At 36.3% G+C, this 25,961-nt stretch carries 29 protein-coding genes; 17 read left to right on the plus strand and 12 right to left on the minus strand.

Annotation, left to right across the window (positions count from 1 at the left end):
- Positions 1–245: 245 nt before the first annotated feature.
- Entirely contained in the window at positions 246–422 is a 177-nt protein-coding gene (locus tag JOC86_RS14525; RefSeq protein ID WP_205173646.1) for a sporulation YhaL family protein, read from the plus strand.
- Between the two features lie 71 nt (positions 423–493).
- On the opposite strand, the gene JOC86_RS14530 is transcribed toward JOC86_RS14525, so the two are convergent.
- The gene (locus JOC86_RS14530; protein WP_205173647.1) at positions 494–1,483 is read right to left on the minus strand and encodes a peptidylprolyl isomerase; all 990 of its coding nucleotides are present in this window, start codon (positions 1,481–1,483) and stop codon (positions 494–496) included.
- A gap of 186 nt (positions 1,484–1,669) precedes the next feature.
- Between JOC86_RS14530 and JOC86_RS14535 the strand changes: the two genes are divergently transcribed.
- The 3 genes from JOC86_RS14535 (at position 1,670) to JOC86_RS14545 (ending at position 2,091) form a co-directional block, all read left to right on the plus strand.
- Positions 1,670–1,756: a YjcZ family sporulation protein gene (locus tag JOC86_RS14535; protein ID WP_205174230.1), complete on the plus strand. Its 87-nt coding sequence runs from the start codon at positions 1,670–1,672 to the stop codon at positions 1,754–1,756.
- Positions 1,757–1,848: 92 nt separating this feature from the next.
- The gene (locus tag JOC86_RS14540; RefSeq protein ID WP_032089274.1) at positions 1,849–1,932 is read left to right on the plus strand and encodes a YjcZ family sporulation protein; all 84 of its coding nucleotides are present in this window, start codon (positions 1,849–1,851) and stop codon (positions 1,930–1,932) included.
- Positions 1,933–2,004: 72 nt separating this feature from the next.
- Positions 2,005–2,091, plus strand: a complete 87-nt coding sequence (locus JOC86_RS14545) for a YjcZ family sporulation protein (protein ID WP_205174231.1) — start codon at positions 2,005–2,007, stop codon at positions 2,089–2,091.
- Between the two features lie 181 nt (positions 2,092–2,272).
- On the opposite strand, the gene JOC86_RS14550 is transcribed toward JOC86_RS14545, so the two are convergent.
- Positions 2,273–2,452, minus strand: coding sequence for a hypothetical protein (locus tag JOC86_RS14550; protein ID WP_205173648.1), 180 nt, complete (start codon positions 2,450–2,452; stop codon positions 2,273–2,275).
- 167 nt (positions 2,453–2,619) lie between these two features.
- Positions 2,620–3,156 carry a DUF3267 domain-containing protein gene (locus JOC86_RS14555; RefSeq protein WP_205173649.1) on the minus strand — a complete coding sequence of 179 codons (537 nt, stop codon included), beginning with the start codon at positions 3,154–3,156 and terminating at the stop codon, positions 2,620–2,622.
- A gap of 322 nt (positions 3,157–3,478) precedes the next feature.
- On the opposite strand from JOC86_RS14555, the gene JOC86_RS14560 reads away from it, so the two are divergent.
- Positions 3,479–3,808: a DUF1878 family protein gene (locus tag JOC86_RS14560; RefSeq protein ID WP_205173650.1), complete on the plus strand. Its 330-nt coding sequence runs from the start codon at positions 3,479–3,481 to the stop codon at positions 3,806–3,808.
- 1 nt (position 3,809) lies between these two features.
- On the opposite strand, the gene JOC86_RS14565 is transcribed toward JOC86_RS14560, so the two are convergent.
- Positions 3,810–4,385 (minus strand): HTH-type transcriptional regulator Hpr, encoded by a 576-nt coding sequence (locus JOC86_RS14565; RefSeq protein ID WP_205173651.1) that lies wholly within the window; start codon positions 4,383–4,385, stop codon positions 3,810–3,812.
- Between the two features lie 308 nt (positions 4,386–4,693).
- A complete protein-coding gene (locus tag JOC86_RS14570; protein ID WP_205173652.1) occupies positions 4,694–5,062 on the minus strand; it encodes a YtxH domain-containing protein in 369 nt (122 codons plus the stop codon).
- Between the two features lie 182 nt (positions 5,063–5,244).
- On the opposite strand from JOC86_RS14570, the gene JOC86_RS14575 reads away from it, so the two are divergent.
- Positions 5,245–5,439 (plus strand): membrane protein YhzF, encoded by a 195-nt coding sequence (locus tag JOC86_RS14575; RefSeq protein ID WP_205173653.1) that lies wholly within the window; start codon positions 5,245–5,247, stop codon positions 5,437–5,439.
- A gap of 131 nt (positions 5,440–5,570) precedes the next feature.
- Here the strand turns inward: JOC86_RS14575 and JOC86_RS14580 are convergent, their stop codons facing one another.
- Both JOC86_RS14580 and JOC86_RS14585 read right to left on the minus strand, forming a co-directional pair.
- Positions 5,571–6,101, minus strand: a complete 531-nt coding sequence (locus JOC86_RS14580) for a tryptophan transporter (protein ID WP_205173654.1) — start codon at positions 6,099–6,101, stop codon at positions 5,571–5,573.
- A gap of 123 nt (positions 6,102–6,224) precedes the next feature.
- A complete protein-coding gene (locus JOC86_RS14585) occupies positions 6,225–6,644 on the minus strand; it encodes an HIT family protein (RefSeq protein ID WP_205173655.1) in 420 nt (139 codons plus the stop codon).
- A gap of 635 nt (positions 6,645–7,279) precedes the next feature.
- Between JOC86_RS14585 and JOC86_RS14590 the strand changes: the two genes are divergently transcribed.
- From JOC86_RS14590 to JOC86_RS14600, 3 genes are all read left to right on the plus strand, one after another.
- Positions 7,280–8,020 (plus strand): ATP-binding cassette domain-containing protein, encoded by a 741-nt coding sequence (locus JOC86_RS14590; protein WP_205173656.1) that lies wholly within the window; start codon positions 7,280–7,282, stop codon positions 8,018–8,020.
- The gene (locus JOC86_RS14595) at positions 8,017–9,246 is read left to right on the plus strand and encodes an ABC transporter permease (RefSeq protein ID WP_205173657.1); all 1,230 of its coding nucleotides are present in this window, start codon (positions 8,017–8,019) and stop codon (positions 9,244–9,246) included. Before JOC86_RS14590 ends, JOC86_RS14595 begins: the two co-directional genes overlap by 4 nt.
- 62 nt (positions 9,247–9,308) lie before the next feature.
- On the plus strand, positions 9,309–10,025 hold the full coding sequence (locus JOC86_RS14600; RefSeq protein ID WP_205173658.1) for an EcsC family protein: 717 nt from the start codon (positions 9,309–9,311) through the stop codon (positions 10,023–10,025).
- A gap of 401 nt (positions 10,026–10,426) precedes the next feature.
- Here JOC86_RS14600 and JOC86_RS14605 read toward each other — a convergent pair whose 3' ends face one another.
- Positions 10,427–11,629: a M20 family metallopeptidase gene (locus JOC86_RS14605; protein WP_419096071.1), complete on the minus strand. Its 1,203-nt coding sequence runs from the start codon at positions 11,627–11,629 to the stop codon at positions 10,427–10,429.
- A 72-nt stretch (positions 11,630–11,701) separates the two neighbouring features.
- Complete coding sequence (locus JOC86_RS14610) at positions 11,702–13,096, minus strand: hypothetical protein (RefSeq protein ID WP_205173659.1); 1,395 nt, start codon at positions 13,094–13,096, stop codon at positions 11,702–11,704.
- A 243-nt stretch (positions 13,097–13,339) separates the two neighbouring features.
- Here JOC86_RS14610 and liaF point away from each other — a divergent pair, with 243 nt between their 5' ends.
- From liaF to JOC86_RS14625, 3 genes are read left to right on the plus strand one after another with little or no spacing between them, the layout of a single operon-like run.
- On the plus strand, positions 13,340–14,140 hold the full coding sequence (liaF, locus tag JOC86_RS14615) for a cell wall-active antibiotics response protein LiaF (protein WP_205173660.1): 801 nt from the start codon (positions 13,340–13,342) through the stop codon (positions 14,138–14,140).
- A gap of 15 nt (positions 14,141–14,155) precedes the next feature.
- A complete protein-coding gene (locus JOC86_RS14620; protein WP_205173661.1) occupies positions 14,156–15,190 on the plus strand; it encodes a sensor histidine kinase in 1,035 nt (344 codons plus the stop codon).
- 33 nt (positions 15,191–15,223) lie between these two features.
- Positions 15,224–15,850 (plus strand): response regulator transcription factor, encoded by a 627-nt coding sequence (locus JOC86_RS14625; RefSeq protein WP_205174233.1) that lies wholly within the window; start codon positions 15,224–15,226, stop codon positions 15,848–15,850.
- A 43-nt stretch (positions 15,851–15,893) separates the two neighbouring features.
- On the opposite strand, the gene JOC86_RS14630 is transcribed toward JOC86_RS14625, so the two are convergent.
- From JOC86_RS14630 to JOC86_RS14640, 3 genes are all read right to left on the minus strand, one after another.
- Complete coding sequence (locus tag JOC86_RS14630) at positions 15,894–16,454, minus strand: cysteine hydrolase family protein (RefSeq protein ID WP_239587627.1); 561 nt, start codon at positions 16,452–16,454, stop codon at positions 15,894–15,896.
- Positions 16,455–16,636: 182 nt separating this feature from the next.
- Positions 16,637–18,010 carry a Na+/H+ antiporter NhaC family protein gene (locus JOC86_RS14635; RefSeq protein ID WP_239587660.1) on the minus strand — a complete coding sequence of 458 codons (1,374 nt, stop codon included), beginning with the start codon at positions 18,008–18,010 and terminating at the stop codon, positions 16,637–16,639.
- 289 nt (positions 18,011–18,299) lie between these two features.
- Positions 18,300–18,812 carry an antibiotic biosynthesis monooxygenase family protein gene (locus JOC86_RS14640; RefSeq protein WP_205173662.1) on the minus strand — a complete coding sequence of 171 codons (513 nt, stop codon included), beginning with the start codon at positions 18,810–18,812 and terminating at the stop codon, positions 18,300–18,302.
- Positions 18,813–19,104: 292 nt separating this feature from the next.
- Between JOC86_RS14640 and hemE the strand changes: the two genes are divergently transcribed.
- The 5 genes from hemE (at position 19,105) to JOC86_RS14665 (ending at position 25,752) form a co-directional block, all read left to right on the plus strand.
- Positions 19,105–20,148, plus strand: a complete 1,044-nt coding sequence (gene hemE, locus JOC86_RS14645) for a uroporphyrinogen decarboxylase (RefSeq protein ID WP_205173663.1) — start codon at positions 19,105–19,107, stop codon at positions 20,146–20,148.
- A gap of 72 nt (positions 20,149–20,220) precedes the next feature.
- The gene (gene hemH, locus JOC86_RS14650) at positions 20,221–21,150 is read left to right on the plus strand and encodes a ferrochelatase (protein ID WP_205173664.1); all 930 of its coding nucleotides are present in this window, start codon (positions 20,221–20,223) and stop codon (positions 21,148–21,150) included.
- A gap of 31 nt (positions 21,151–21,181) precedes the next feature.
- Positions 21,182–22,591, plus strand: a complete 1,410-nt coding sequence (gene hemY / locus JOC86_RS14655) for a protoporphyrinogen oxidase (RefSeq protein ID WP_205173665.1) — start codon at positions 21,182–21,184, stop codon at positions 22,589–22,591.
- Positions 22,592–22,912: 321 nt separating this feature from the next.
- A complete protein-coding gene (locus JOC86_RS14660; protein ID WP_205174236.1) occupies positions 22,913–23,479 on the plus strand; it encodes a TetR/AcrR family transcriptional regulator in 567 nt (188 codons plus the stop codon).
- 71 nt (positions 23,480–23,550) lie between these two features.
- Entirely contained in the window at positions 23,551–25,752 is a 2,202-nt protein-coding gene (locus tag JOC86_RS14665; protein WP_205173666.1) for a YhgE/Pip domain-containing protein, read from the plus strand.
- The last annotated feature ends 209 nt before the right edge of the window (positions 25,753–25,961 follow it).

Here is a 25,961-nt window from a genome sequence, read left to right on the forward strand (position 1 = left end):
GTTTAGCCCCAACAAGCATAAGTCGAGTCATGAAGGAAGAGTGCATTTCCCATCCTTCATGACCTGGCTTATGTCTCGAGGGGCTGGGCGCTGGAGCTAGATTAGGACAAATTAATTTCAAAGTTATCAACATATTAATAATTTCTTATACAATTAAGAAAATGACTTTCATTTGAAAAGTCATTTTTTTTTCGGATAAATCATATATTGTGGTAAAAGGACAGGCTTAGGAGGGAAATGAATTAATGACATTGCCTATTTGGATGTATTTCATTGTAGCAGGGATTTTTGTTAGTGCTTTTATGACACTTAGAGCCGCGAAGGAAGAACGAGAAACAGAAAATGAATGGATTGAAAAAGAGGGAGAAGTCTATATAAAACGAATTGAAGACGAGAGAGAACGACGTAGAGGGATTTCTTGATAAAGGATTAAAAATTCATTGAATAAATACCAAAAGGAGAGGCGCCTAAATGAGCCTCTCCTTTTGGTATTTTATTCTTCAGTTTTTTCTTTAGAATTATCGTCTTTTGTATCATCCTTAGGCTGTTCTTCATCTGTAGGAGCTGGTGTTTCTCCTCCTTCAGGAACAGCTGGTGTTTCAGGTGGATTCAAGACTTGATCAAATGCTTTTTCTAAATCTTTATCTTTAATATCTAAATCAGCTTTTTCAATTTGTTCTTTCATCGTCTTTTGAATTTTTTCAGGGGTAACTTCAGCAAGCTTCATTTCTTTTTCAAGTTCTTTTTTCATTTTATCAAAGGATTTCTTTTCTTTTGTATCTGTAACTTCGATAATGTGATAACCGTAATCTGTTTTTATCGGTTCACTCACTTCTCCTTTTTTAAGTGTCTCTAGAGCTTTTGAGAACTCTGGTACGAAATTTTGACGTCCTTGATTGTCAACCCATCCAAGGCTACCGCCATTTTCAGCAGATCCAGGATCCTTTGAGTATTCCGTTGCAAGTTCCTCGAATTTTGCCCCTTCACTAAGCTTTTGTTTTACTTCTTTAGCCGTTTTTTCATCATCCACTAGGATATGACGAACTTCAATTTCTGGCTTCCAGTTCTCATAATACTTCTTCAATTCATCTTCAGAAATCTTTACATCAGCTGTAGCTGCTTTTTCTTGTAAAAGCTGAAGTTTTAAGTATTCTTTAAAGGACTTTTCATCTAAGTTATATTGCTGCAAAAACATCTCAAACTGTGGTCCTAGCTGATCTTTTGCCTCTTTAAATTTTTCATCCACTTCTTCTTTTGACACTTTAAAGTCTTCAGATAGAACTTTTGTGTACACCAATTCTTGAAGTGCTTGCTCCATCTGAGGAGTGAATTTTTCCTTCATTGCACTATACAGTTCATCTTTTGTTATATCGCCAGCTTCTGTTTTAGCAACGACATCTCCATTATCACCGCCATCACCATTACAACCAGCTAGTCCAATTACGCTTGTTGCTAGCGTAACGGATATAATCCATTTTTTCATGCTGAACAACTCCTACTATTTATATTGTTAGAAGGCTTGTCTAAATCTACAAACCATACTATAACACATTTTTAAATGGAAAAAAATAAAAATCCTATATAGTTTACCAAAAATGGGCATTTGCTACACCCAATTCTCAGGGCCCTTACATATGATAAACCGAAGGAAAAAAAGGAGGTTATATAAATGAGCTGTGGATACAATTCTGGATTTGCCTTAATTGTGGTGCTGTTCATCTTGTTAATTATCGTTGGTGCAGCATATCTGTGCTAAGAAAAATTAACTGAAGTATGACAAATGCCTAAACGAAAGTACTTGAATTTGAATAGGATACATTAGCGCTTCTTTAAAGGAGGTGGAAAGTTATGGGTAATGCTTACGGCGGAGGATTTGCGTTAATCGTAGTGTTGTTCATCTTATTAATCATTGTAGGTGCAGCTTGGCTCTAATCCAGCCTCAAACAAGAGCATAGGGTACTGAGAGTTACCTTGTGCTCTCCTAATAGAAAGGAGGAAGCGTACATGTCTGGAGCATACGGCGGAGGATTTGCGTTAATCGTAGTTCTTTTTATTTTGTTAATTATCATTGGGGCATCTTGGGTATATTAATGCCTAAGAACGTAAAAAAGGGGATGACATCATAATATGTCATTCCCTTTTTTTGCGTCTTTCTGAAATCCGCAGAGAATCAGGGGAAATCACTCTTCCTTAAATAAAGGGAAAAGGCACCCTTTATATGTGACTCGCCTTATGCTTGTCGGACCTGTTCAAGGCGCCTCCGCGCTTCTTCTTATGTATAAAGAACCTCCACATAAGATGAGATTAACAGTATGGTGATGAGGATGTTAATCGTTCTAAATACCTTTGGCTGTTTTTCTTCTGGTATCTCTTTTTGTAGACATAATGTATTGGTCATTCTATTAATAAAATAAAGAATAAATAATGCAAATATGACGAATGTGGAGATCATATTTTCCCCTCCCTATATCTCTCCTATAAGCTATACAATATCAAATTTTCCTGAAAAATGGTAGAGTGAAGTATTATGAAATTGGTTGGTCATACAATTTTACTATAAAGTAGTTGTGTGAATTCCTAATAAAAAATAAAAAGGGGAGACCTAGAAAATGGTTCCCCTTATTGATAAATTAATATTTCATACCCATCCTCGTTTTCTTCAATCATTGCATGACGAGGAGAATACATTAGACTTTTCGCATAAATAAAGTCAATTGCGCAAACTCCAGTATGATAAGCAATTAATATCGTAAAATAATGGGCAAAGTGTGGGAAATACAAACAGCCTAATAAAAACAAGACCGTAAGTGTCATAAAAGGAAATAATAAAGCAATAATATATCTATATTTAGAGATAGGTGTGTCTACTCTAAATGAAAAGACAGGAAAAATTCCAAAGTACATTTTAATTTTATACTTAATTTTATTCATGTAACGTAAAATTGGGATCAAATGTAACAGCTTGTGTAATGGATAGACCATAATGGTTCCAATAAGAAAATAATAAAAATGACTATCGTATAAATCTTGAGAAATAATTAGATTGATAGGTACATAGATAACAGAAAAAACCATCATCATCACAAACAAAGACAAGAAAAAGATTCTGTAGAAACCAAATTGTTTATCAAGATTAATTGTTTTCCAACAATGCATTAAAAATCGCCTCCGTTTTAGACGACAATGTCAATATATATGCTTACGCTTTACATACTTTACGATGAAGTGTAAAAAAAATCAATAGGAAAACAAAGATTCTTTGTAAAAAAAATGTGAAGGTTGATAAGGAAAAAGAAATACAAATAATTTTCAATATTTAAAAGAAAAAATTATCCAAAGCAGTCATCCTTTGATGGTCTGCCTTGACGCATGAAGGTAATATGTAATAAATGAAGTTGTACAAGGCGCTTGCGCTTTTCTTGTTGACCTCTGTACAATAGGAGAAGAGGTTTTAATAGCAGGAAATGTGGGGTTTGGAATGCAGGAACTTTTAAAAAGGATCGAAAAAATAGAATATCATCATTCACTACTTATGGAAATCGTAAGTAAAGAAGAATTTAGCTTTTATCGACTTGTAATGGAGAGAGACTTATCTCAGAAAGAAGTTGAGGATTTTTATTCGTTATGTGAAAAATTGAACAAGAAATCGAAAGAGCAAAAAGCGGAAGGGTTTGTTTTTTTTGCTCCGCTTTTTCAAGAATTCACCTTAAATTTACATCCCAAGCTTCAACCAAAAGAGGTAATTGAAAGCTGTATAAAGCAAAACGTATACTTAGAATTGATGATTCATCTCAGAAGAAATCTTTAAACTATGCAAGCTCTTCATCGTCTTCATTAATCTTTTGAAGCTTACCTTCCTCTTCTGTAAATTCATTTTTAATATTGTGGAAGGATCTTTCGAATATTTCCATAAAGTCATTTCCGTAAATATTCTTCACTACTGCCATCATTTCAATCATTTCAGGGAAACGGCCATATAATTCCCTTAGTGGACCAACACCCTGAAATATTGAATGTTTTTCTGGATCATAGTTTTTCATCAGCTCTAATAATACGTTTTCACCTTTATCCGTTAATTGAATGTAAGTGTTCCGCTTATCATTCTCTCTTTTTGAGAATTGAAGCAATTCTCTTTCTTCTAACTTCTTAGAAAAATTAAATGCAGTTGATACATGCATGACCCCAAATTTTGCTACGTCAGAAATAGAAGCCCCTTTAAGATGGTAAGCAATCCACAAGATATGATGCTCATTGATGTTTAAATCAAATGGTTTAATCCATTGCTGCCAATCTTTCTCAATGGCTTTCCAAAGAGCTTTACTCAATTGTGCCATCCTCTGACTAAATAGCATGGCTTCTTTCATTGAAAATTCTCTTTCGTCCATCCCATTCACCTACTTTGTTATCCGTATTTCTATCAAAAAAAAATATTCTGTTAGAGTACATAATGAAAAATATTAGCACCTAGAAGAAAAAATGACTCACTATTATTATGCCAATAAAGTAAAAATTAATAAAGGTCTAAATTGACAAAATTTTTAGAAAGGTAGTATTTATGTAAAAAAAGAGGGGGACCAATTTAATAAAGTGTTAAGAATTACAAATTGAAAATATAGAATATCCTGAGGCTGCCTCTATATTTCAATGGAATAAGTAGTTCGAACACTTTGTTGATCCACCTATTTCAGGTTGTTCAAGTGCGTCCTCCGTCTTTATTTAAATTTTGTTCAAGTTCTTCAATCGTTTTTTGAATTTCTTTAATTTCATTCTGAATATGATATTTGTTGGAATTGATCGAAGATTGCCACTGTTGAACCGTGCTTTTAATGTCAGTTATAAGCTGTGTAACAGTTTCCTTCCCATCCATTGTTAAATCTTTTATTGAAGCTTTTAAATCATTTAAATTGACTTTAATGTCGTTAAATGCAATTTTCCATTCATCTTTTGTTTCCTTCATGTTTTCCCTTAGCTCTTTACCTGATGAAGGGGTAGAGAATAGAGTTGAAGCTGCTCCAATTGCCGCTCCAATTAAAAGCCCATATCCAAAGGATTTTAAATTCATCGTTTTCACCTCTTATTAGTCTCTTAATAATATATCTTCTACATTCCACCGTAAATTCCCTTTACCCTATTTACTATATGAGTAATCTGACCTTTCATATCCCTATTTTCCTTTGCATAGTATAGTAATAAACCATTTGAAATTCTCGTGGGTTGAAAATGATAGGGAGAAGGGGTGGAGAAGTGGATGGCATTATTTTTGGTTTATTTGCCTTAAGTATTATTTTATTTTTCGGAATGGCACATTATTTACTATCTTTGAAAAAAACAGGAGTATATCCACCTAAAAATATATTAAAAAAGCGTGCAGGTGTTCTTGGAATTAGTGGGGGAATATCGCTTTTTTTGGCAATATTGCTTTTAGTTATAACACATTAAAAAAGGATAAATAAAGTAAGTCAATTATAGATTTAAAGACCTTATCTTAAAATGCTTGATCGTAAGTTTTTTTCTATACAAAAAGCGTACCAAAAAAGGAACCCTGGTATTTTGGGTTCCTTTTTCATTATTTAAGCGCTTTGAGATATATTCTTTTGAAAGCTCGTTCTCTTTAAAATCGATTGAACGATTGGATAAACAATAAACATTGCACCTGTATTAACGACAGTTGCAGGTAACACGACTGCCACAAATAATCCAACAAATGCTCCTGGCAGGCCAACAATAAAATAGGCTGAAGCTAAAAATATAACTCCAGAAATGATCGTTCCTGCAGCAGTTAATACAGCAGTTCCAAGGACTGATTTATTCATTTTCTTGGTTAAAAGGAATATTCCATAAAAGGCAAACGCAGTAAGCGGCTTGTCAATTAAATTTGGAATGAATCCTCCCGGAAATTGTGTTGTAATTCCAGATATGATTCCAGTTACGAATCCAAGTAATAATACATTTTTCTTATCTGGGAATAAAACAATGCCTAGAAACATCATGGTTAACATCATGTCAGGTTTCATTCCTAAAAATATTCCTGGAATGACAGCATGAAGTGCTGCACCTATACCCACTAATAAGGAAAGGGCTACTAACGTCTTTGTATTCATTTTCTCATCTCTCCTCAGCTAATCTTATCTGATCTATTTCCCAGCGTGTCCTATGACCGCTAGCGAAATTTATAAGTAGTATAACATAGTGGTCAAGCGATTATAAAGTGATACTTTCTTCCATTAAATATGCTGAGAGATGCTTTGCGAAATATCTTGAAGATCCTCAGGAGTATATTGGTCATTATTCGTTTTCCAAACTGATCCAAATCCATCACCATGTCCATAGCGAGGGATGATATGTAAGTGAAAATGGAAAACAGATTGTCCAGCTAATTCACCATTATTATTTAACAAATTTAAACCAATTGGATTAAATTCAGTTTTCATTGCATTTGTTATTTTCGGAATCACCGAGAAGAGGTGAGAGGCAATTTCTGGTGTCAATTCATAAACATTTTCCTTATGAACTTTCGGTATCACTAGTGTATGCCCTTTTGTCACTTGACTAATATCTAGAAACGCAAGAACATGTTCATCTTCATAGACCTTAGATGCAGGAATTTCTCCATCAATAATTTTACAGAAAATACAGTCACTCATCTTGATCACACTCCAACAATATTTTTTCGTATTTTATCATAATGAGGGGAAAAATGGAAAGAAGAAGGGCTATAGTGAATACTACTAACAGCTAAAAGAAAGAGAGACAGGATATCGTAGGAATCCTGTCTCTCCATGAAGGGGTTAAAAGGGTTTAATTAATCGACTGCATTCTCTTTAATAAACACCTCATTATCTATAATTTAGAAATGTTAGTGTATACAAGATAATAAAACAGCATGACCTTTGTTCAAAGTGACCATCCCCTTTTTCTTATTGGATTAAACCATTAAGAAGTTGTCGACGATCTGTCTTGGACAAACACCTCATTTATTTTTATAGTAAAAGAAGTGTTAGGATGTCATAACTGATGCAATGATCATCCCCTATTTTTTAACGCAAATGGATAAATCGGTCCCGGTCTTTAACAACCACCCCGTTTTTAATATTTGCTGTCCCCTTCCTTAACTATCATGCCACCTTATCAGGTATTTATGATTTGTAAAATAAGGAAAAGAAATCAGTTAAAAAATGTGATTCGCTTTCATTTCTGATAAAATATTTATAGAGGAGAATCGGTTTAAGAAGGAGAAAAAGGTAAGCAAGAAACTTATGAAATAGAAAGGACGTTGCATGTGTCATTATTACAGATTGAAAACCTCACTGGCGGCTATACACGTAAGCCGGTTTTAAAAGATATTTCTTTTAGTATTCATTCGAATCAAATTGTTGGACTTATTGGTTTAAATGGTGCTGGGAAAAGTACAACAATTAAACATATCATAGGGTTAATGGAACCAAAGGGTGGAAAGATCAAAATTAACGGAAAAGAACTACATAACAGCCCTGATGACTATCGAAAACAGTTCTCTTACATACCTGAAACTCCTATCCTTTATGATGAATTGACATTAGAGGAGCACCTAAAATTAACGGCTATGGCTTATGGTGTGGATGAAGCAACATATAAAGAGCGAATTCCTTTTCTTCTCAAGGAATTTAGAATGGAGAAGAAGTTGAAATGGTTTCCTGCTCATTTCTCCAAAGGAATGAAACAAAAAGTGATGATTATGTGCGCGTTTTTAGTGAAGCCTAGTCTCTACATCATTGATGAACCTTTTGTCGGTCTCGATCCATTAGGAATTCAATCACTATTAAATTGGATGCAGGAAATGAAAAATAAAGGTGCAGGAATCTTAATGTCCACGCATATTTTAGCGACAGCCGAAAGATACTGTGATGCATTTATTATTTTACATGAAGGAAAAATTCGTGCGACAGGAACATTGACAGAGCTGAGAGATGAATTTAATATGCCGAATGCAACGCTTGATGACATCTATATTCAGCTAACAAAGGAAGAAGATCAATCATGAACAATGTTGATATGATTTGGAAGAAAAGGCTCGTTGAATACAATCAGGAGCTAAGAAAATATTTAAGGTATATGTTTAATGATCATTTATTATTTGTTTTAATTTTTGCTCTTGGCGGAGGAGCCTATACATATAATCAATGGGTTCAAACGTTAGACAAGGATTTTCCTGCTGCCCTTATTATGGCGATTTGCCTCGCCATCTTAGTGAGCTTGAGTCCGATCTATACCTTTTTAAGGGAAGCAGATGCAGTTTATTTACTTCCACTAGAACAAAAGATGAATCAATATTTTCAAAAAAGTGTTTGGATCAGTTTGCTTTTTCAATCCTATACATTATTAATCGTTTTGGCTGCCTTTATGCCTATGTATGTGAAGGTAACAGGGGAGGGATTTTCGACCTTTTTTAAATGGCTGCTCCTTTTAATTATTCTTAAAGGCTGGAATTTATTTGTAAAATGGTCGATTTTGAAAAACCAAGAGAAAGAAGTCCATACAGTTGACTTCATTATTAGACTGCTTTTGAATGGAGTTCTCTTATACTTTTTGTTTAACGATGCTGATATTTGGATAAGCGGCATAACAATGGTTATTATGCTTGGTTATTTTATTTATTTTTATCGAGTTGGTATGAAAAAAAGCATTAAATGGGACCTTCTAATCTCTCTAGAAGAACAAAGAATGCTTCTCTTCTATCGCTTAGCCAATATGTTTACAGATGTTCCAAAGCTAAAAGGAAGAATCCACAGAAGAAAACTGTTAGACCCTGTTGTCAATCTTGTTTCATATGGTCAACCACAAACCTATAATTTTTTGTTCGTCCGCTCAATTATTCGTACAAGTGAATACTTTGGATTAATTTTCCGGTTAACATCCGTATCCATTATATTAATGCTCGTCGTTGATTCACTATTATTTAGTTTATTTATTGCATTACTGTTTATTTATCTAACAGGCTTTCAGCTCCTCCCATTGTATAAAAGGTATGATATGAAAATCTGGACATCCATTTACCCCGTTTCTGAAAATATAAAAGAGAAATCGTTTCAGAACGTAGTTAAAGTGGTGTTATTAAGTCAATCCATCCTCATATCCCTTGGGTTTTGGATAAAAGGTGAATGGGCAGGAGGAGTCATATGCCTGTTCGTATCTGCTCTATTTTCATTGTTGTTCTCTCATATGTATCTTCCTTCGAGAACAAAAAAATGGAAAACGAGTGAAAATTGAAACTATCGGTCGTTTTATCCGTATGATTAGTGTAAGACATTAATATAAAGGGCAGGATGCGTATGGATTCTTTTGAGAAAGTAGCGAAGGGTGAACTTGAGGTATGGAAAAGAAAGTTACTGAAAAGATCGGGAATTTTGAATCGTGTGACCAAGAAAGCTCAAATCAAAATGAACAAAATCATTCCAGAAAAAGTTCATAATGTGATAACTGATAGTATCAAAAATATGGTGAAGGTGACTTTAACAGGATCCAAAATAACGTTAAAGCAAAATCTCAATGTGCCATCGACATTACAAGAAAAAGAAGAACTAATGAAAGAAAGACTTGATGTCTACCGGAAGACTGCGACAATTGAGGGGGCAGGAACAGGTGCTGGCGGGATAATGCTTGGGTTAGCAGATTTTCCGTTGCTATTATCTATTAAAATGAAATACTTGTTTGAAGCCTCCACAATCCAAGGTTATGATGTTAAACAATATGAAGAGAGGCTCTTTATTCTTCATATATTCCAATTGGCGTTTTCAAGCGATGAACACCGACAAGAAATCTTAGCGATCATGGAGAATTGGAACAATGAAGTAGAGCGGTTAAAAGATATGGATTGGAGAAAGTTTCAGCAGGAGTATAGAGACTATATCGATTTTGTCAAAATGCTGCAATTGGTTCCTGGTATCGGGGCGGTAGTGGGGGCTTATGCAAATTATCAATTATTAGATCAATTAGGAGAGACCGCGAAATTTGCCTATCGAATTAGATATTTTGGGAAGAGGGGATGACCGTACTGGTTATCCTTTTTTGTAGAATAGGTTTATTTGAGTCATGGAATAATTATTCCGTTAAAAGCAGCTAAAATCCACAAAAGTAAAAATAAGGACCTCAAAAGGGTCGAATGGAGCCGTGAAAATCCGTAAAAGTAAAAATGAGGACCTCAAAAAGGTCAAATCAAACTAAAATCTGCAAAAACCTAAAAATGACGTCCGACAATGCTCTTAGCATTACTTCTTCAAAGTACGTCGTATTTTTGGTTGACAATTTTACGTACAAAATATGAACTTGATTAAAATATCCGCACAGATCACGCGTAATGGAGTGATTCAATGCGGATTATTTTGATCTTTTATTAGTTTCACGAACTAAGGATACTCCACCGATTTCATTCCAGAGATTTTTCCAGGAGTTATTTCTGTAGAGCTCTCTCTTCACTATATTTTTGCTGATATCGAAGTGAAGCCGTTCCTAATGTTTTCGCCGCTATTAGCATTGCTTTCTCATTTATATCAAACTTTGGGTGATGATGTGGGTAAGGATTTGTTACTCCGTCTGGTGCTGCGCCAGTAAAGAAGAATGTTCCTTTTACTTTTTGAAGGTAATAGGAGAAATCTTCTCCACCCATTTGAAGTTCACTTTCTTCTATTTCTGTTACTTCACTTATTTCCTCGGCACAATGAATGAGAAATTGTGTTTCCTCTTCATGATTAATGACAGCAGGATACCCTTTATCATAGGTGAAATCGTATTCACAATCTGCACTGATACATGTTCCATTGACTACTTTTCTCATTTCTTCCATTATGAAATCTCTCACGTCTTCGCTAAATGTTCGTACCGTACCAATTAATTTTGCAGAGTCTGCGATCACATTAAAGGCATTGTCGGCTACGAATGAACCCACAGTGACAACGGCAGGGGTGACCGGATTAATCCGTCTGCTTGCAATTTGTTGGAGGTTTGTTACGAGCTGGGAAGCAATGACAATCGAATCTTTTGTTAAATGTGGTTGGGCTCCATGTCCTCCTTTTCCTTTTATAACGATTTCAAAACGATCTGCAGCCGCCATAAGTGGTCCTGTTCGATATTGGATTTTTCCGAGCGGCTCTTGTGCCCATAGATGGGTTCCAAAAATGACATCCACTCCATCTAAACAACCAGCTTCAATCATTGGTTTCGCACCACCGGGCGCATATTCTTCGGCATGTTGGTGAATGAATACATAAGTCCCCTCTAATTCATGCTCCATTTCCTTTAGAGCTTTAGCTAATACAAGAAGTGTTGCAGTATGCCCATCATGTCCACATGCATGCATGACCCCAGGCACCTTTGATTTATATGGAACATCTTTTTCATCTTGAATTGGTAAGGCGTCAAAATCGGCTCTTAAAGCGACCGTATATCCTGGCTTAGATCCTTTAACTGTCGCTACAAGTCCGTTCCCTCCGATGCCGTGATTTACTTCTATACCTATTTCCTTATAATAATTCGCGATATATTGGGCCGTTTCATATTCCTTAAAGGATAGTTCAGGGTGCTGATGGAGATATCGTCTAATTTCAACCATCTCGTTCCAATTAGCTTCTAATTTATTCAAAAGATTTTCGATCACATAAAGTCCTCCTTAATACATTTACTATTAAGAATATTATAACACCAATAGTAGATTCTTTTGAGATATTTTCTAAATTAAAAACATTGCAACGATCGTTGTCACCACAAGTCCAATAATGACGGGCATTAAATTTCGACGAGCCAATTCAAATGGATCCACTCCGCATATTGCAGCTGCTGGAATAAGGGCCCATGGAACTAATGTCCCTCCTCCAACCCAGATACCCGCTACTTGACCAAGTGCTGTTAAAGTTGCTGCACCAGAACCAATTGCTTCTGCAAAGAGGCTAGCAACAGAGCCTGCGAGTGAAATTCCTGAGAAACCAGAGCCGTCTAAGCCTGTAATCGCACCAACAGTTGTTAATGTGATAGCACCAACACTTTGAGATATCGGAACGACCGATGCTAAAGCCCCACCTAGATCATTTACAATTCCCTGGGAAGTTGAAGGAAGGGAATCCCCAATAATGGTTTGAAAGCCAGAATCACCTAAGTAAAAGAAAGCCGCAATCGGAATCACCGGACCAAAAACTTTAAAGCCGAATTGAAAACCTTCGATCAGGAAACTCGTGGTTTTCTCGAGACCTTTTCCTTTATAGCCAACAAGGGAGATTAAGATAAGGATAAGAACAGAGGTCCCTCCAATTAAAGCTGTTGCGTCACCTCCCTGTAAATTAAAGGTGATCATTGCAACAATGTCTAGGGCAAATAGGATTGGGATTAACAAGGCAAAGAATTTTTTTGATGAGTTGGACAGTGCTTGGCTAGAGTCAGCATCCGAAGAATTCATGACAATCGTAGAAGTGTGAACTTTTAATTTGCCGTTTTTCATATCTCTTTTTAGAAACAAGAATGCGGAGAAGGTAGTCACTATTCCCATAACAGCTACAAGTGGAATACTTGCTGCAAGTACTTCAGAAATCGGTAATCCTGCAGCATCTGCTGTTAGTTTAGGAGCTGCTTGAATGACATAATCTCCGGATAATGCAATTCCATGACCAAATAGATTCATCGCCATGGCAGCCCCCAATGCTGGCAATCCCACTCTAAGAGCAACGGGTAATAGAACTGCTCCTAATAAAGCAACCGCAGGGGATGGCCAGAAGAACCATGAAATCACCATCATTAAGATCCCAATAGTCCAATAAGCAAGTGTCGGAGTTTTAATGAGTTTCGTAAATGGTGAAATCATCGCATCATTGATCCCTGTCGTTGTTAAACTTTTACTCATTGCTACAATAATAGAGATAACAAGAATAGTAGAGAGCAGTTGGGTTATCGCAAAGATGAAGCTATTAAAAATACTGCTAATAGACTCGGTCAAAGAGCCTGTTGCGGTTAAGGCAAGGAGAAAAATTCCGATAATACATATTAAAGAAGTATCTCGCCTTAACACCATAAACAGAATAATCAGCCCAATGAACAGCAAATAAATCCAGTGAAGCATCGTTAATTCGATTTCCAAAAGGAACACCCCTTAAGTAGCAAAGTATAGGCATTTGCCACGGTTAATGTACTACAGAATATGTCACCTTTTCCGTACTTGTGAGAGACAGGGAGAATAAAATCCGTCTTAAGACGGATAACAAATCATGCCTTTGCAACTCTTATCTTGTTCATTAACTTATTTATAATAAGGACTAAGAAAAGGAGTTTTCGACATGTAAATAGAATTCACATATTGAGGAGAATAAGGCGGTGAAGCATCTTGAAAACGAACGGAAGAAGGCAATGGTTTTTTTCTGCCTTTCTATTATTAATAGGGATCATGCTCCTACTCATTAATATTGGTGTCATTTCCTTGGAAATAAAAGAGATTATTGTCAGAATACTCCCGGTTTTGTTTGTCAGTACAGGGATAAAGTGGATTGTTGATAGCTTTCGATATAGAAGCAGCGGAAAAATAATGGCTGGATTATTCGTGGGAATATTAGGGGGCCTGAAGATACTCGATCAATTGCAATTAGTAACCTTTAGTTATAGTGATTGGTGGAGATTATGGCCTGTTTTTATTATAGCAATTGCTTTTCAAGGTCTCTTTTGGAAAAAGAAGATTAGGGTCAATATAGCACCCCATGATAATGATGAAAAAACAGTCATAAAAAACAAGATTAAAAGCCAGACAAAAAAGAAACATAAAAGAAATCATCACAATGTATTTATAGGTGAATTGAAATTTAAAGATCCCAATTGGCCATTAGAGCCAATGAGTATTCACAATGGAATTGGAAATTATTATTTTGACCTTAGTAAAGCGTATATCCCTGAAGGGGAGACACCTATTCTTATCAAGGGATGGATGGGTGAATTGAAAATGCTTGTCCCCGAAGATGTAGCTGTTGAAATTGATGTTTGTGTAAGCGTTGGGGAAATTAGACTTTTCGATCGAAAATCTTCAGAAGTAAGTCCTCAATATTATTACCGTTCACCTGATTATGAAGAAGCAAATAAGAGAATCAGAATGAGCATTGCTATAAAAATTGGGTCTGTACGGATCATGCGTGTATAAATGGGGTGAGCCTTTATGAAATCTTCCAATACAATTAGAGCGTGGTTTATTAAAAGCTACTTAATGACAGGAGTAATGGGAACTCTTCTTATATTTTTAGTGCTACAAGGTTATTTGATCATTTCCGATACCCCACAGCTAAATCTTTTGGGGACAATCTATTTAACTCTAGTTATTTTTATTATTTTTATCATGGTAAGTGTTTATTCGGCACTTCGTTCAAGTAGCACACTAACGAGCAGATTAGATGATGTATCGGCATTTGTTTCGACATTAAGAAGAGGTAAATTTTCAGAGAGAGTCCATCAGTCTGAACAGGATGAAATTGGAATTCTTTCTGAGGAACTCAATCAGCTTGCGGGTTATATTCAGGATCAAGTTAGATCCTTACAACGATTGGCTGATGAGAAGTCTGAACTCGCTCAACAAGCTCACCATGCTGCTGTTATGGAGGAAAGACATCGACTTGCGCGCGACTTACATGATTCTGTAAGTCAGCAGCTATTTGCTCTCAATATGTTATCATCTGCAGCATTGAGAAGCTTACAACAGCCTAAAAAAGATGAGGCAGAATCGATTATGAGTCAAGTAGCAGAAATTGCAGCAAAAGCTCAAGGAGAAATGAGAGCGTTATTATTACATTTACGTCCAGTTGATTTAAAAGGGGAAACGTTGGCTCAAGCTTTGAATACATTAGTTCTAGAATTGAAAGACAAGACATCTATTTGTATTGACGCTCACTTTGATGATTTAAATAGCTTATCTAAAGGAGCAGAAGCACATCTGTTTAGAATCATACAAGAAGCTCTCTCCAATGTTCTTAGACATGCAGAAGCGACAAAAATTAAAGTAGAGACGAAACAACTAAAGGGTTCTCTCACAATTTATATAAGCGATAACGGAAATGGTTTTAATGTTGATCAATATAAACTGACATCCTATGGGTTACAAACCATGAGGGAGCGTTGTGAGGAAATCGGAGGAATCTTTGAAATTCGCTCTAAAAAGAATAAAGGAACCTATATTCATATGACAATCCCTACTGAATAAAAGGAGGCAACAAGGTTGAGAAAAATAAAAGTCATGATTGTGGATGATCATGAAATGGTTCGTTTGGGAATGAGGACATATTTATTAACAGAAGATTCGATCGAGTTTATGGGGGAAGCTAAAAGTGGAAAGGAAGCTGTAAAGTTAGCGAAGCTTTATCAGCCTCAAGTGATATTAATGGATTTACTTATGGAGGACGGGAATGGGATAGCGGCAACAAAAGAAATCCTTACATTTCTTCCAAAATGTAAAATTATTATCCTTACAAGCTATTATGATGATGAAAAGGTTTTTCCAGCAATTGAAGCAGGTGCACATAGCTATCTATTAAAAACGGCTAGTGCTGAAGATGTGACAACAGCTATTTATAAAGCGGCAAAAGGGGAGTCAGTAATTGCTTCTCAAGTTGCAGATAAAATGATGAATCGCTTTCGTCCAAAGCAAAGGAAGCTTCATGAAGATCTTACAGTGAGAGAGCTTGATGTATTAAAGTGCTTAGGAGAAGGTATGACAAATCAGGAAATTGCTGATAGGTTATTTATTGGAATCAAAACAGTGAAAACGCATGTTAGCAATATTTTAAGTAAACTAGATGTAGCAGACCGAACACAAGCAGCTATTTATGCAAATCGAAATGGAATTACGATAAGTGGACAATAACCTTTTTTGAGGTTGACCCAAAGGATCAACCTCATTTTACCTGCTAACGAGTAGTTGTCAACATTTTTATCACATCATCATAGCTTTTGATACAAGCGAATTCTAGGTGTAAATTGGTCAGTGACAAGTGGTGAATCGATTCAGCAGAATAAAGTGAGCCATCAAAGGACTCCATTTCAAAGCAAGCAGTAGCATCGTGTACAACGGTGACATCATATTGTAAATTTGCAGCCATTCTGACAGTAGTAGAAACACAATGGTTAGTCGTAAGCCCAACGACAATAAGGCTTTGAATGTTTTCCTTTTTTAAATATAAATCCAATTCTGTGCCAATAAAAGCACTGTTTACTTCTTTCACAATATGCTTTTCATGAGGTAAAGGCTCAAAACCTTCCATGAAATGAAATCCATTTGCCCCAGGATGTAGAGGAGAATCACTATTTGTTGAAGAGTGTTGAACATGTATAATGGGAAAATGCTTATCCCTCCATAGTGATAACAAGCTTAAGGCTTTTTCTTCAGCCCCTACATTATTTCTTCTTCCCCAAATTGGTGACTGAAATCCCATTTGAAAGTCAATAAGAAGTAAACACGGATTTCTCAACTTTCCCCACCTACTCTTTTATAAATTGAAATCACATGCAAGTATCCTTATTTTCCATTAAGCTTTTGGACAAGTGAGCTGAATCCCTCCCTTTATCTATTTTTAAAAGAAAAATATCGATAAAGTATACGGAAGAATTTAACTTTTTATGAATGTAAACTGCAGGATTGACATTAGACAACCTATAAAAATAACCATGCACCAAAAAGATATAGTACTGTGGCAATTCCTGCACCAATAGCCGAGATTTTCAATTTATATCGAGCATAGTCGACAAGTGGCATTTCTAAAATGGAGGCAGTCGTGATGGTCGTGTCGCCCAAGGGGGAAGTCATTGCTCCAAAAGATCCGCTTGCAAAGACAGCACCCACGGTCATGGGAATCGATGCATCAGTGGCTGTCGCGAGAGTCATTCCAAGGGGCATAAATAATCCCCACGTTCCCCATGAGGATCCTATAAAGTATCCAACAACAGATCCAATCAAAAATATAATAGCTGGAATCGTAAAAACAGGCAAAAAGTTTCCTAAAGATGAACTGATGAATTCTGAGAATCCAAGATCCTCAGCTGTTAAGGACAGAGCCCATACTAATATAAGGAGGATGATCGCTTGCATGAGTTGATTTCCTCCATCAATAAAGTGGTACAACATTTCATCTAGGGGCAGTTTGCGGATAACGTAAAATAAAAATGTCAAAATGAGTGTGATGAAAACGGCTAGAAGCATGACAAAGGTTGCGTCAGCTTCAGAAAACGCATCAAATAATGTATCCGCGCCTTTTGAGATCCCGTCTTGCCATAATAGAAATAAGGAAAGCCCTAAAAGGAGAAATAATGGGACGATTAAATTCCATGGTTGTGCTTTTACCATACTTAATTCTTTTTTTATACCAATTCTATGGTATTGGTGTTGACTTTTTTTTTCGTCCTCTTTGTGATTGGTTTCTTCCTTTTGCTTTTTTGATTTCCAGAATGTACGGATTAGGCCGATAATCAACATTACAATCGCAAAGAAGTTGAATGGAATACTAAGAAGAAACACGGAATAGGGTGTGAGCTCTAGTCCATTTTCTTGAATACCAGCCTCAACGAGCGATACCATAAAACCGACAAAAGCTGTTGCAACCGGTAATAGAACAATGACAGATGCTGTTGAGACATCCATTGTAAACCCTACTTTTTCCTTTGAAATTTTCACTTTCTCCATTAAGGATTTAACAACTGGACCAATCATCATTATCCGAAACATAGGCATCATAAACGTAAAGGGGAGGGTGAGCCAAATTAATGCTAATAAACCACGCTGCGTATTCATTTTTTTGCCGATCCATTCAGAGAATCCTTTAATTCCCCCAGATATTTTCATCATTCCAACTAGCCCGCCAAATAAATATAAAAACCCGACAATTTTAATATTTGTTTCGTCAGAAAGTGTTGTGACAATGAATTGGATCGCTTGTTCAGAACCACTTAACAAATTTACCTTAATAAGAAAAGAGCCAACTAAAATTCCTAATACTAGTCCAGGTAATATTTTTTTTAACCAAATCGACATACTGATTACAATCAAAAAGGGAATAAGCGAAAGCCATGCATGCAAGGTCATTCCTCCTCTCATTTCTCCTATTTTCTCCAATATTTTTTACTTCATTCTGTATTGGTAAGAGCATATTACTCATAGAGAAAGAAAGGGATTCTTTCATTTCATTTGGAATGCCTATTCTTGGTTTAATGGGTATAAGCAAAAAATTAGAGGGGGGGGGAACAAAACACGGATCCAATTAAGAAGGGGGTGACTAAATTTTAGTCTAACAAGTCACCCTTTCTCTCTATCTGGATCAAATTTAGTTTTCTTCGTTAGGAATTGTGTACTGTTTAACATAAGAGGCTCGCGGGAAATTGTCTTTTTTAGTCTCTCCATCATTACTTTTTTTCTTATTTTCATGGGCATTTGAGTATTGTTTCGAATTCTTCCATCCTAAAAAGGCTTTTTCGTTTTCCCATAACGTCATGATGACATATGTGTCAGTATCTAGCGGTCTTAGGACTCTAATGGCTATAAAGCCTGGAGCGTTTTCTATTAGACCTGCTCGATTTTTAAAGCGGTATTCAAACAATGGGCGACCCTCATCTGTTACCGGGATATTATTGCAAACTACAAATCCACTATTTTGAAGGCTCCCTGAGCGATCAATAACTTCATATCGGCGTGGTTCCTGAAAGAATGAGTCACCCTCTGTTTCGTGAATGAGCAAAGAAGTTTCGGCATTCTGCATGATTATCATTGATTCATTTGAATGTTTTTGTTCAATCTTCTTTAAAAATTCATATGTACCTATCGCCATGTATAATTTCATCATTCTCACCTCATCTAGATTCGTTTCTACTTACTCTTCCCTAAATTTATCATCTTGTAACCTTTTTCCTGAAAATTTATTAACTCTATTGTATTTGGAATTTTTTTAAAGTGCAGTCAGCTCTGTTATTTCGGCAATTTTATGACATTTCCTTTGAAATACTATACTTTTCTCCTTAAACAGTCTATAGTTGTATCCGTGTAAAAGTACGGTATTTTAAAAGATAATTTTTTATTCATTTTAAAGTATATTACAATGTGAAAAGATAGTTAGAAAGGTGGACGAAAAAAGTATGAAGACTTTTAATGATACATTACTTAAAGCTGCTAGGGGTGAAAAGACTGACCAAGTACCAGTATGGTATATGCGTCAAGCTGGGCGTTCCCAACCTGAATACCGTGAAATTAAAGAGAAATATTCTTTGTTTGAAATTACACATCAACCAGAGCTTGGTGCATATGTGACAAGACTTCCTGTTGAAAATTATGGTGTTGATGCGGCCATTCTTTATAAAGATATTATGTCACCACTTCCTGCCATTGGTGTAAAGGTGGATATTAAATCAGGAATTGGGCCCGTTATCGATAATCCAATTACTTCCTATAAGGATATAGAAAGCCTAGGTGAGATTGATCCAGAAAACGATGTACCATATGTTCTAGATACGATCAAAATCCTAACACAAGAGCAGCTTTCAGTACCGCTTATTGGATTTGCTGGTGCACCGTTTACCCTCGCAAGCTATATGATTGAGGGAGGACCTTCAAAGAATTACAACAAAACAAAAGCATTTATGTATGCAGAGCCTAAAGCATGGTTCGCATTAATGGATAAACTAGCAGAAATGACGATTACATATGGTCGATCTCAAATCAAAGCGGGAGCCTCTGCTTTTCAAATCTTTGATTCTTGGGTAGGAGCTTTAAATGTTGCGGATTACCGCTATTACATTAAACCTACAATGGAGAAAATCTTTTCTGAGTTAAAAAAAGAAAGAGTGCCTCTGATTATGTTTGGTGTCGGGGCTAGCCACCTGGCAATGGAATGGCATGACCTGCCTCTTGATGTTGTTGGGTTGGATTGGAGATTGCCAATTAGGGAAGCTCGTCAAATGGGAATAAAAAAACCTGTACAAGGGAATTTAGACCCAGCTATTCTTTTAGCTCCTTGGGAAGTGATTGAAGAGAAAGCGAAAGCAATTTTAGATCAAGGAATGGAAAGCCCAGGTTATATCTTTAATTTGGGCCACGGTGTTTTTCCAGAGGTAAAGCCAGAAACATTGAAACGATTAACGTCATTTATCCATGAGTATTCAGTGAGCAAAAATAGAGGATAGAGCAAACTATTTTGGTATCATTTAATATATATGGCACAATAGCTACTGAGTCTTTAAATGAGGTGGAATAACATGAAGAAGAAGATGGGTTTACTTGTAATGGCTTATGGAACTCCATATAAAGAAGAAGATATAGAGAGATATTACACTCATATACGTCACGGACGTCCACCAGCACCAGAGATGTTAGAGGATTTACGTCAACGGTATGAAGCAATTGGAGGAACTTCCCCGCTTGCTGAAATTACCCAGGAACAAGCCGATAAGCTTGAAGTCCATTTAAATACGATCCAAGATGAAATTGAATTTAAATCTTATTTGGGATTGAAACATATAGAACCATTTGTCGAAGATGCAGTGGAACAAATGCACAAGGATGGTATTGAAGAAGCGGTCTCAATTGTATTGGCTCCACATTTCTCAACATTTAGCGTTAAATCTTATAATGGCCGTGCAAAAGAAACAGCTGAAAAACTAGGAGGACCCCATATCACTTCTGTTGAAAGCTGGTATGATGAGCCCAAGTTTATTCAGTATTGGGTAGATCAAATAAGTGAAACGTATGAAAATATGCCGGAAGATGAAAGAGATCATTCAGTCCTAATTGTATCTGCACACAGTCTTCCTGAACGCATTTTAAAAGATGGTGATCCGTATCCAGACCAATTGGATCAAACAGCCAAATTGATTGTGAAGGGTGCTGCTGTAAATGAATATGCCATTGGCTGGCAAAGTGAAGGGAACACCCCTGATCCATGGCTTGGACCAGATGTACAAGATCTAACAAGAGAGTTATATAAAGAAAAAGGCTATAAAGCATTTGTTTATATCCCGGTTGGGTTTGTCGCGGATCATCTCGAAGTCTTATATGATAATGACTATGAATGTAAAGTAGTAACAGATGAACTGGGAGTGAGCTACTACCGTCCGGAAATGCCAAACGCTAAACCTGAATTCATAGATGCATTAGCCACTATCATTTTGAAACAATTAAAATCATGAAAGAAATCTAGAAAAAGAAGGCGATGAAACCGTGTTGCAAGAGAAACAGAAGGTTGTAGTAATTGGTGGGGGAATAACCGGTTTAACAGCTGCCTATTATTTACAAAAAGAAGCAGATCAATCTGGACGACCAATTGAAGTCACGCTAATTGAAGCGGGGCATAAGTTGGGAGGGAAAATTCAGACCGTTATCAAAGACGGTTTTGTCATTGAACGTGGTCCTGATTCATTTTTGGCAAGAAAAAAGAGTGCATCCCGTCTAGCTGTAGATGTCGGTATGGAAGATAAACTAATAAGTAATTCTACCGGTACTTCTTATGTTCTTGTGAATGAAAAGCTACACCCTATGCCAGGTGGTTCTGTGATGGGAATCCCCACACAAATGGCGCCTTTTGCTACTACGGGTCTGTTTTCCATGCAGGGAAAAGTTAGAGCTGCAGCCGATCTTGTTCTTCCTAAGTCATCTGAACGAGGAGACCAATCCCTAGGTCAATTTTTCCGAAGAAGGTTAGGAGACGAGGTCGTTGAAAATCTTGTAGAACCACTTCTTTCAGGTATTTATGCCGGGGATATAGATAAAATGAGTTTAATGGCGACTTTTCCTCAATTCTATCAAGTTGAGCAAGAGCATAGAAGTCTAATATTGGGTATGAAGAAGACAACGGCTGCTCCACCAGTAAAAAAAGGTGAAAAGAAAAAAGGAGTCTTTCTAACCATAACTTCTGGATTGCAATCTTTTGTAGACGCAATTGAGGCAAAATTGAAACCAGAAAGCGTCATCAAGGGTGTAAAAGTAAACTCGGTTGAAAAGACAGAGGGAACGCATTATTCAGTCATCTTGAATACGGGAGAAGAATTGTGTGCAGACAGTATCATTGTTGCAACTCCGCATAATGTTATTCAGTCGATTTTTTCAAGGTATTCCATGTTTGATCATTTAAAAGAAATGCCTGCTACATCTGTTGCAACTGTAGCTATGGCGTTTCCGAAAGAAGCGATCAAGAAGGATATCGACGGAACGGGCTTTGTTGTTTCACGTAATAGTGATTATACGATTACAGCCTGTACATGGACACATAAGAAATGGCCTCATACGACTCCTGATGGTAAAGTGTTACTTCGCTGCTATGTGGGACGAGCTGGAGATGAAGCAGTTGTTGACCTTTCAGATGACCAGATTAAAAAAATTGTTTTAGATGATTTAAGCAAAATCATGGATATTGATATGGCCCCTGACTTTACAATTGTTTCTAGATGGAAGGATGCTATGCCGCAATATACAGTAGGACACAAAGATCGGGTTTTTAAACTTAAAGATTCAATTGAACATAAACTGCCAGGAGTATTTATTGCTGGTAGCTCCTTTGAAGGAATTGGTCTCCCCGATTGCATCGATCAAGGAGAAGCAGCAGTAATGCATGTGTTAAATTATTTATCATAAAAAATAGGGCAAATGATCATGTGTCAAGAAGCGATATCAAAGTTATTGATATTTTCTTGTACATTGTTATTGCCCTATTTTTTTTTTGCTCATTTCTAAAAGATTGTTGTTTATAAATATATTTTGTGCGATGAAGAAGTTGATTGGAGCGGAAATCAACTACTACTCTATATTTGAAAAATAACAACCAAGTATACGAAAACAGCCTTTTATTTTAAAGAGGTTGATTTTTTAATCCTATTCGTGATAATCTAATTTACGAGCAGAAATGACTATAATTACATTTTGGTCATTTGGTCAGAGGGGGGCGTTAAAGTGTCTATGGATCGTAAAAAATTAATTTTAGAAGCGGCAACAAAGTCATTTTCAATGTTTGGATATAAAGCAACGACAATGGATCAAGTATCAAAACTAGCCAATGTTGGAAAGGGAACCATTTATACGTTTTTTAAAAATAAAGAAGAGCTCTTTAATGAAATAGCAACAACACTAATTCGAGAAATGAAAGAAGCGGCAGAAGACACCATTAATGATAAGTTATCATTTTATGAAAATCTGCATCGAGCTCTATATCGAATTCTAGAATTTAGGAAAGAACATCAGCTAACAATAAAAATGTTCCAAGAAGAAAGGGAAATGGGAACCCCTGCTGTACATGAAGCTATGGAAGAAATTGAGAAGTCAATCGTAAATTACATTAAAGTGAAAGTTCAAGAAGCGATTGATCGTGGTGAAATTAGGCAGTGTAATCCTGAAATGACAGCATTTATCATGTTAAAACTCTATATATCGTTAATTTTCGATTGGGAACAATATCATCAGCCATTAGATAAAGATGAAATATTAGAACTATTCCAGCTTTATTTATTTCAAGGATTGTCAAAATGATAGTCCTTCTCTTTTTTAACAAAAATGACTAAATGAATAAAATAGTCAATAATCCATAAGGGGGATGTAAAATGAAAAAGTCACAGCTTTTCGCTGAGTTTAAAGCGATTTTTAAAAATAAGAAACTACTGATTCCAATCATTGCCGTTTTGTTTATTCCGATTATGTATAGCGGCGTGTTCTTATGGGCTTTCTGGGACCCGTACGAACAGCTTGAAGAGCTCCCAGTGGCAATTGTAAATAGTGATAAACCTGCAGAATACAACGGAGAAACGATTCATCTTGGTGATGATTTAGTAGACAATTTAAAGGAAAGTGACCAATTTGATTTTCATTTCGTTTCGAAAAAGGATGGGTATGAAAATTTAGAGCATCAAGAGTACTATATGTTAGTTGAAATCCCGAGTACATTTTCTAAAAATGCTACAACATTATTAGAAGATGAACCCCAAAAACTCACATTAAAATATGTTCCAAATGAAAGCTACAATTTTCTTTCTGCCCAAATTGGAGATAGAGCAATGGAGGAAATTAAGTCTAGTTTATCTAAATCGGTAACCGAAACCTATGCAGAAACAATGTTTGATAAAGTGGGAGAATTAGGGGAAGGATTCGAAACGGCAAGGAAAGGAGCTTCTGAGCTTAATAATGGTGCTTCAAAAGTCTCAAAAGGTGCAGAGGAATTAAAAAACAATCTCCAAACACTTGCGCAAAAAAATATTGAATTCAATGGGAAGTTTTCAGAGGCTAAGTCAGGAGCGGCTTCTCTTGCTAGTGGTTCATCAGAGCTTCGGACGGGGCTGTCTCAGCTGTCAAATGGATATAGTGAGCTTTTAAATGGTATTGAGGAGGCTAACCCTGATATTAATCGTCTAGTTCAAGGAATCCAAGCTTCAAATCAAGGGTTAGAACAAGCAAAAGCTGGTACAGGTGAAATGGTTACAAAAACTGGAGAGATCCAGCAAGGTGCAGAAAGTCTTGCAAATGGAATGAATAAATTACATTCAGGAGCACAATCGATAAACAATGGTGCCATTGAGGTAAACAATGGGGTTCAACAGCTTGAACAAGAATTGTCACCATTATTATCCATGTTACCTCCTGATAAACAAAAAGAGCTAGTAGAGGCATTTACACAATTGAAAGCTGGTACAACTAATCTTACGGTAGGTACGGAACAGCTTGCTGGTAGCGCTGCGCAACTACAGCCAGGAGCAAATGAGCTTTCACAGGGATTAAAGCTTTTAAACGAAAAACAAATGGAATTACAGACAGGTTTAGGAGAACTTACAAATGGTTCTGCTCAATTAAGCTCAGGGGCAGAAAAGCTGCAAAGTGGTCAAAGTGAAATCATTCAAAACCTATCACTACTAAATGGAAAGTTTGCTGAAGCAGTAAAAGGTTCAACTAAATTAGCAGAAGGAGCTTCATCCCTTAATAATGGCATAAATCAATTATATAATGGATCATCCAGAATAACGGATGGGACCCAAAAACTCACAGATGGTTCAACAAAGCTGGTCAATGGCACTACAGAATTAAGTAAAGGTACAAATGAGCTAAGTAATAAGCTTCATGATGCATCTGAACAGGCCCATTCAGTCGAAGCTGATGAGGAGAATTATGATATGATGGCTGGCCCTGTAGATCTTAATAAAAGTGCCATCCATGAAGTACCTAACTATGGAACTGGAATGGCGCCATATTTATTATCACTTGGATTGTTTGTTGGTTCGTTGTTAATTTCAATTGTCTATCCATTAAAAGAACCTACTATCCGTCCAGCAAATGGACTCTCTTGGTTTTTAAGTAAATTTACTGTATTAGTTACTGTTGGAATCCTGCAATCTCTAATTGCTGGCGGAATTCTTCTATTTGGTCTCGGAATCGAAGTGGAAAGCATCCCATTATTTTTCCTATCCACGATTGTTACTAGCCTTACATTTATAGGTTTAATTCAGGTACTTGTTACAATGTTCGGGGATCCCGGTCGTTTTATTGCGATCATTATTTTAATTCTTCAATTAACAGCCAGTGCTGGTACTTTCCCAATAGAGCTCATCCCTCAAGCACTGCAGAAAATTAGTACAGTATTGCCTATGACATACTCCATTTCAGCTTTTAAAGCTGTCATTTCAAGCGGAGATTTTGCCTTCATGTGGCAAAACCTAATAACACTTGTTCTGTTCTTTGGAGGGTTTGTCATTGTATCAATAGGATATTTTATGGCATTGTTTAAAAAACGATATAAAAATGTGGTAATGGAGCAGTAAATGGAGCCGGCTATTCATGTTGAATGAATGGCCGGCTTTTTTAGAAGTATCAGGGGGGCAAAGGGTCAATTTTACGAAAATTAGAATTATTGCACGAAAATAAAATTTATTGAATATATTCGGATCTATACTCCATTTCAAATTATGAAGTTCTCTTCACAAAATTTCCTTTTAATAGCTACAATTTCGATGTTTAAAAACCCATTTAG

It is taken from the genome of Rossellomorea pakistanensis, assembly GCF_016908495.1.
Lineage (GTDB): Bacteria > Bacillota > Bacilli > Bacillales > Bacillaceae_B > Rossellomorea > Rossellomorea pakistanensis.

What these genes read in the sequence shown, in the direction of transcription:
- JOC86_RS14525 (WP_205173646.1), top strand. Translation starts at nt 246, where the DNA reads ATGACATTGCCTATTTGGATGTATTTCATTGTAGCAGGGATTTTTGTT.
- JOC86_RS14530 (WP_205173647.1), bottom strand. Translation starts at nt 1,483, where the DNA reads ATGAAAAAATGGATTATATCCGTTACGCTAGCAACAAGCGTAATTGGA.
- JOC86_RS14535 (WP_205174230.1), top strand. Translation starts at nt 1,670, where the DNA reads ATGAGCTGTGGATACAATTCTGGATTTGCCTTAATTGTGGTGCTGTTC.
- JOC86_RS14540 (WP_032089274.1), top strand. Translation starts at nt 1,849, where the DNA reads ATGGGTAATGCTTACGGCGGAGGATTTGCGTTAATCGTAGTGTTGTTC.
- JOC86_RS14545 (WP_205174231.1), top strand. Translation starts at nt 2,005, where the DNA reads ATGTCTGGAGCATACGGCGGAGGATTTGCGTTAATCGTAGTTCTTTTT.
- JOC86_RS14550 (WP_205173648.1), bottom strand. Translation starts at nt 2,452, where the DNA reads ATGATCTCCACATTCGTCATATTTGCATTATTTATTCTTTATTTTATT.
- JOC86_RS14555 (WP_205173649.1), bottom strand. Translation starts at nt 3,156, where the DNA reads ATGCATTGTTGGAAAACAATTAATCTTGATAAACAATTTGGTTTCTAC.
- JOC86_RS14560 (WP_205173650.1), top strand. Translation starts at nt 3,479, where the DNA reads ATGCAGGAACTTTTAAAAAGGATCGAAAAAATAGAATATCATCATTCA.
- JOC86_RS14565 (WP_205173651.1), bottom strand. Translation starts at nt 4,385, where the DNA reads ATGGACGAAAGAGAATTTTCAATGAAAGAAGCCATGCTATTTAGTCAG.
- JOC86_RS14570 (WP_205173652.1), bottom strand. Translation starts at nt 5,062, where the DNA reads ATGAATTTAAAATCCTTTGGATATGGGCTTTTAATTGGAGCGGCAATT.
- JOC86_RS14580 (WP_205173654.1), bottom strand. Translation starts at nt 6,101, where the DNA reads ATGAATACAAAGACGTTAGTAGCCCTTTCCTTATTAGTGGGTATAGGT.
- JOC86_RS14585 (WP_205173655.1), bottom strand. Translation starts at nt 6,644, where the DNA reads ATGAGTGACTGTATTTTCTGTAAAATTATTGATGGAGAAATTCCTGCA.
- JOC86_RS14595 (WP_205173657.1), top strand. Translation starts at nt 8,017, where the DNA reads ATGAACAATGTTGATATGATTTGGAAGAAAAGGCTCGTTGAATACAAT.
- JOC86_RS14600 (WP_205173658.1), top strand. Translation starts at nt 9,309, where the DNA reads ATGGATTCTTTTGAGAAAGTAGCGAAGGGTGAACTTGAGGTATGGAAA.
- JOC86_RS14620 (WP_205173661.1), top strand. Translation starts at nt 14,156, where the DNA reads ATGAAATCTTCCAATACAATTAGAGCGTGGTTTATTAAAAGCTACTTA.
- JOC86_RS14625 (WP_205174233.1), top strand. Translation starts at nt 15,224, where the DNA reads ATGATTGTGGATGATCATGAAATGGTTCGTTTGGGAATGAGGACATAT.
- JOC86_RS14635 (WP_239587660.1), bottom strand. Translation starts at nt 18,010, where the DNA reads ATGTCGATTTGGTTAAAAAAAATATTACCTGGACTAGTATTAGGAATT.
- JOC86_RS14640 (WP_205173662.1), bottom strand. Translation starts at nt 18,812, where the DNA reads ATGAAATTATACATGGCGATAGGTACATATGAATTTTTAAAGAAGATT.
- hemE (WP_205173663.1), top strand. Translation starts at nt 19,105, where the DNA reads ATGAAGACTTTTAATGATACATTACTTAAAGCTGCTAGGGGTGAAAAG.
- hemH (WP_205173664.1), top strand. Translation starts at nt 20,221, where the DNA reads ATGAAGAAGAAGATGGGTTTACTTGTAATGGCTTATGGAACTCCATAT.
- JOC86_RS14660 (WP_205174236.1), top strand. Translation starts at nt 22,913, where the DNA reads ATGGATCGTAAAAAATTAATTTTAGAAGCGGCAACAAAGTCATTTTCA.
- JOC86_RS14665 (WP_205173666.1), top strand. Translation starts at nt 23,551, where the DNA reads ATGAAAAAGTCACAGCTTTTCGCTGAGTTTAAAGCGATTTTTAAAAAT.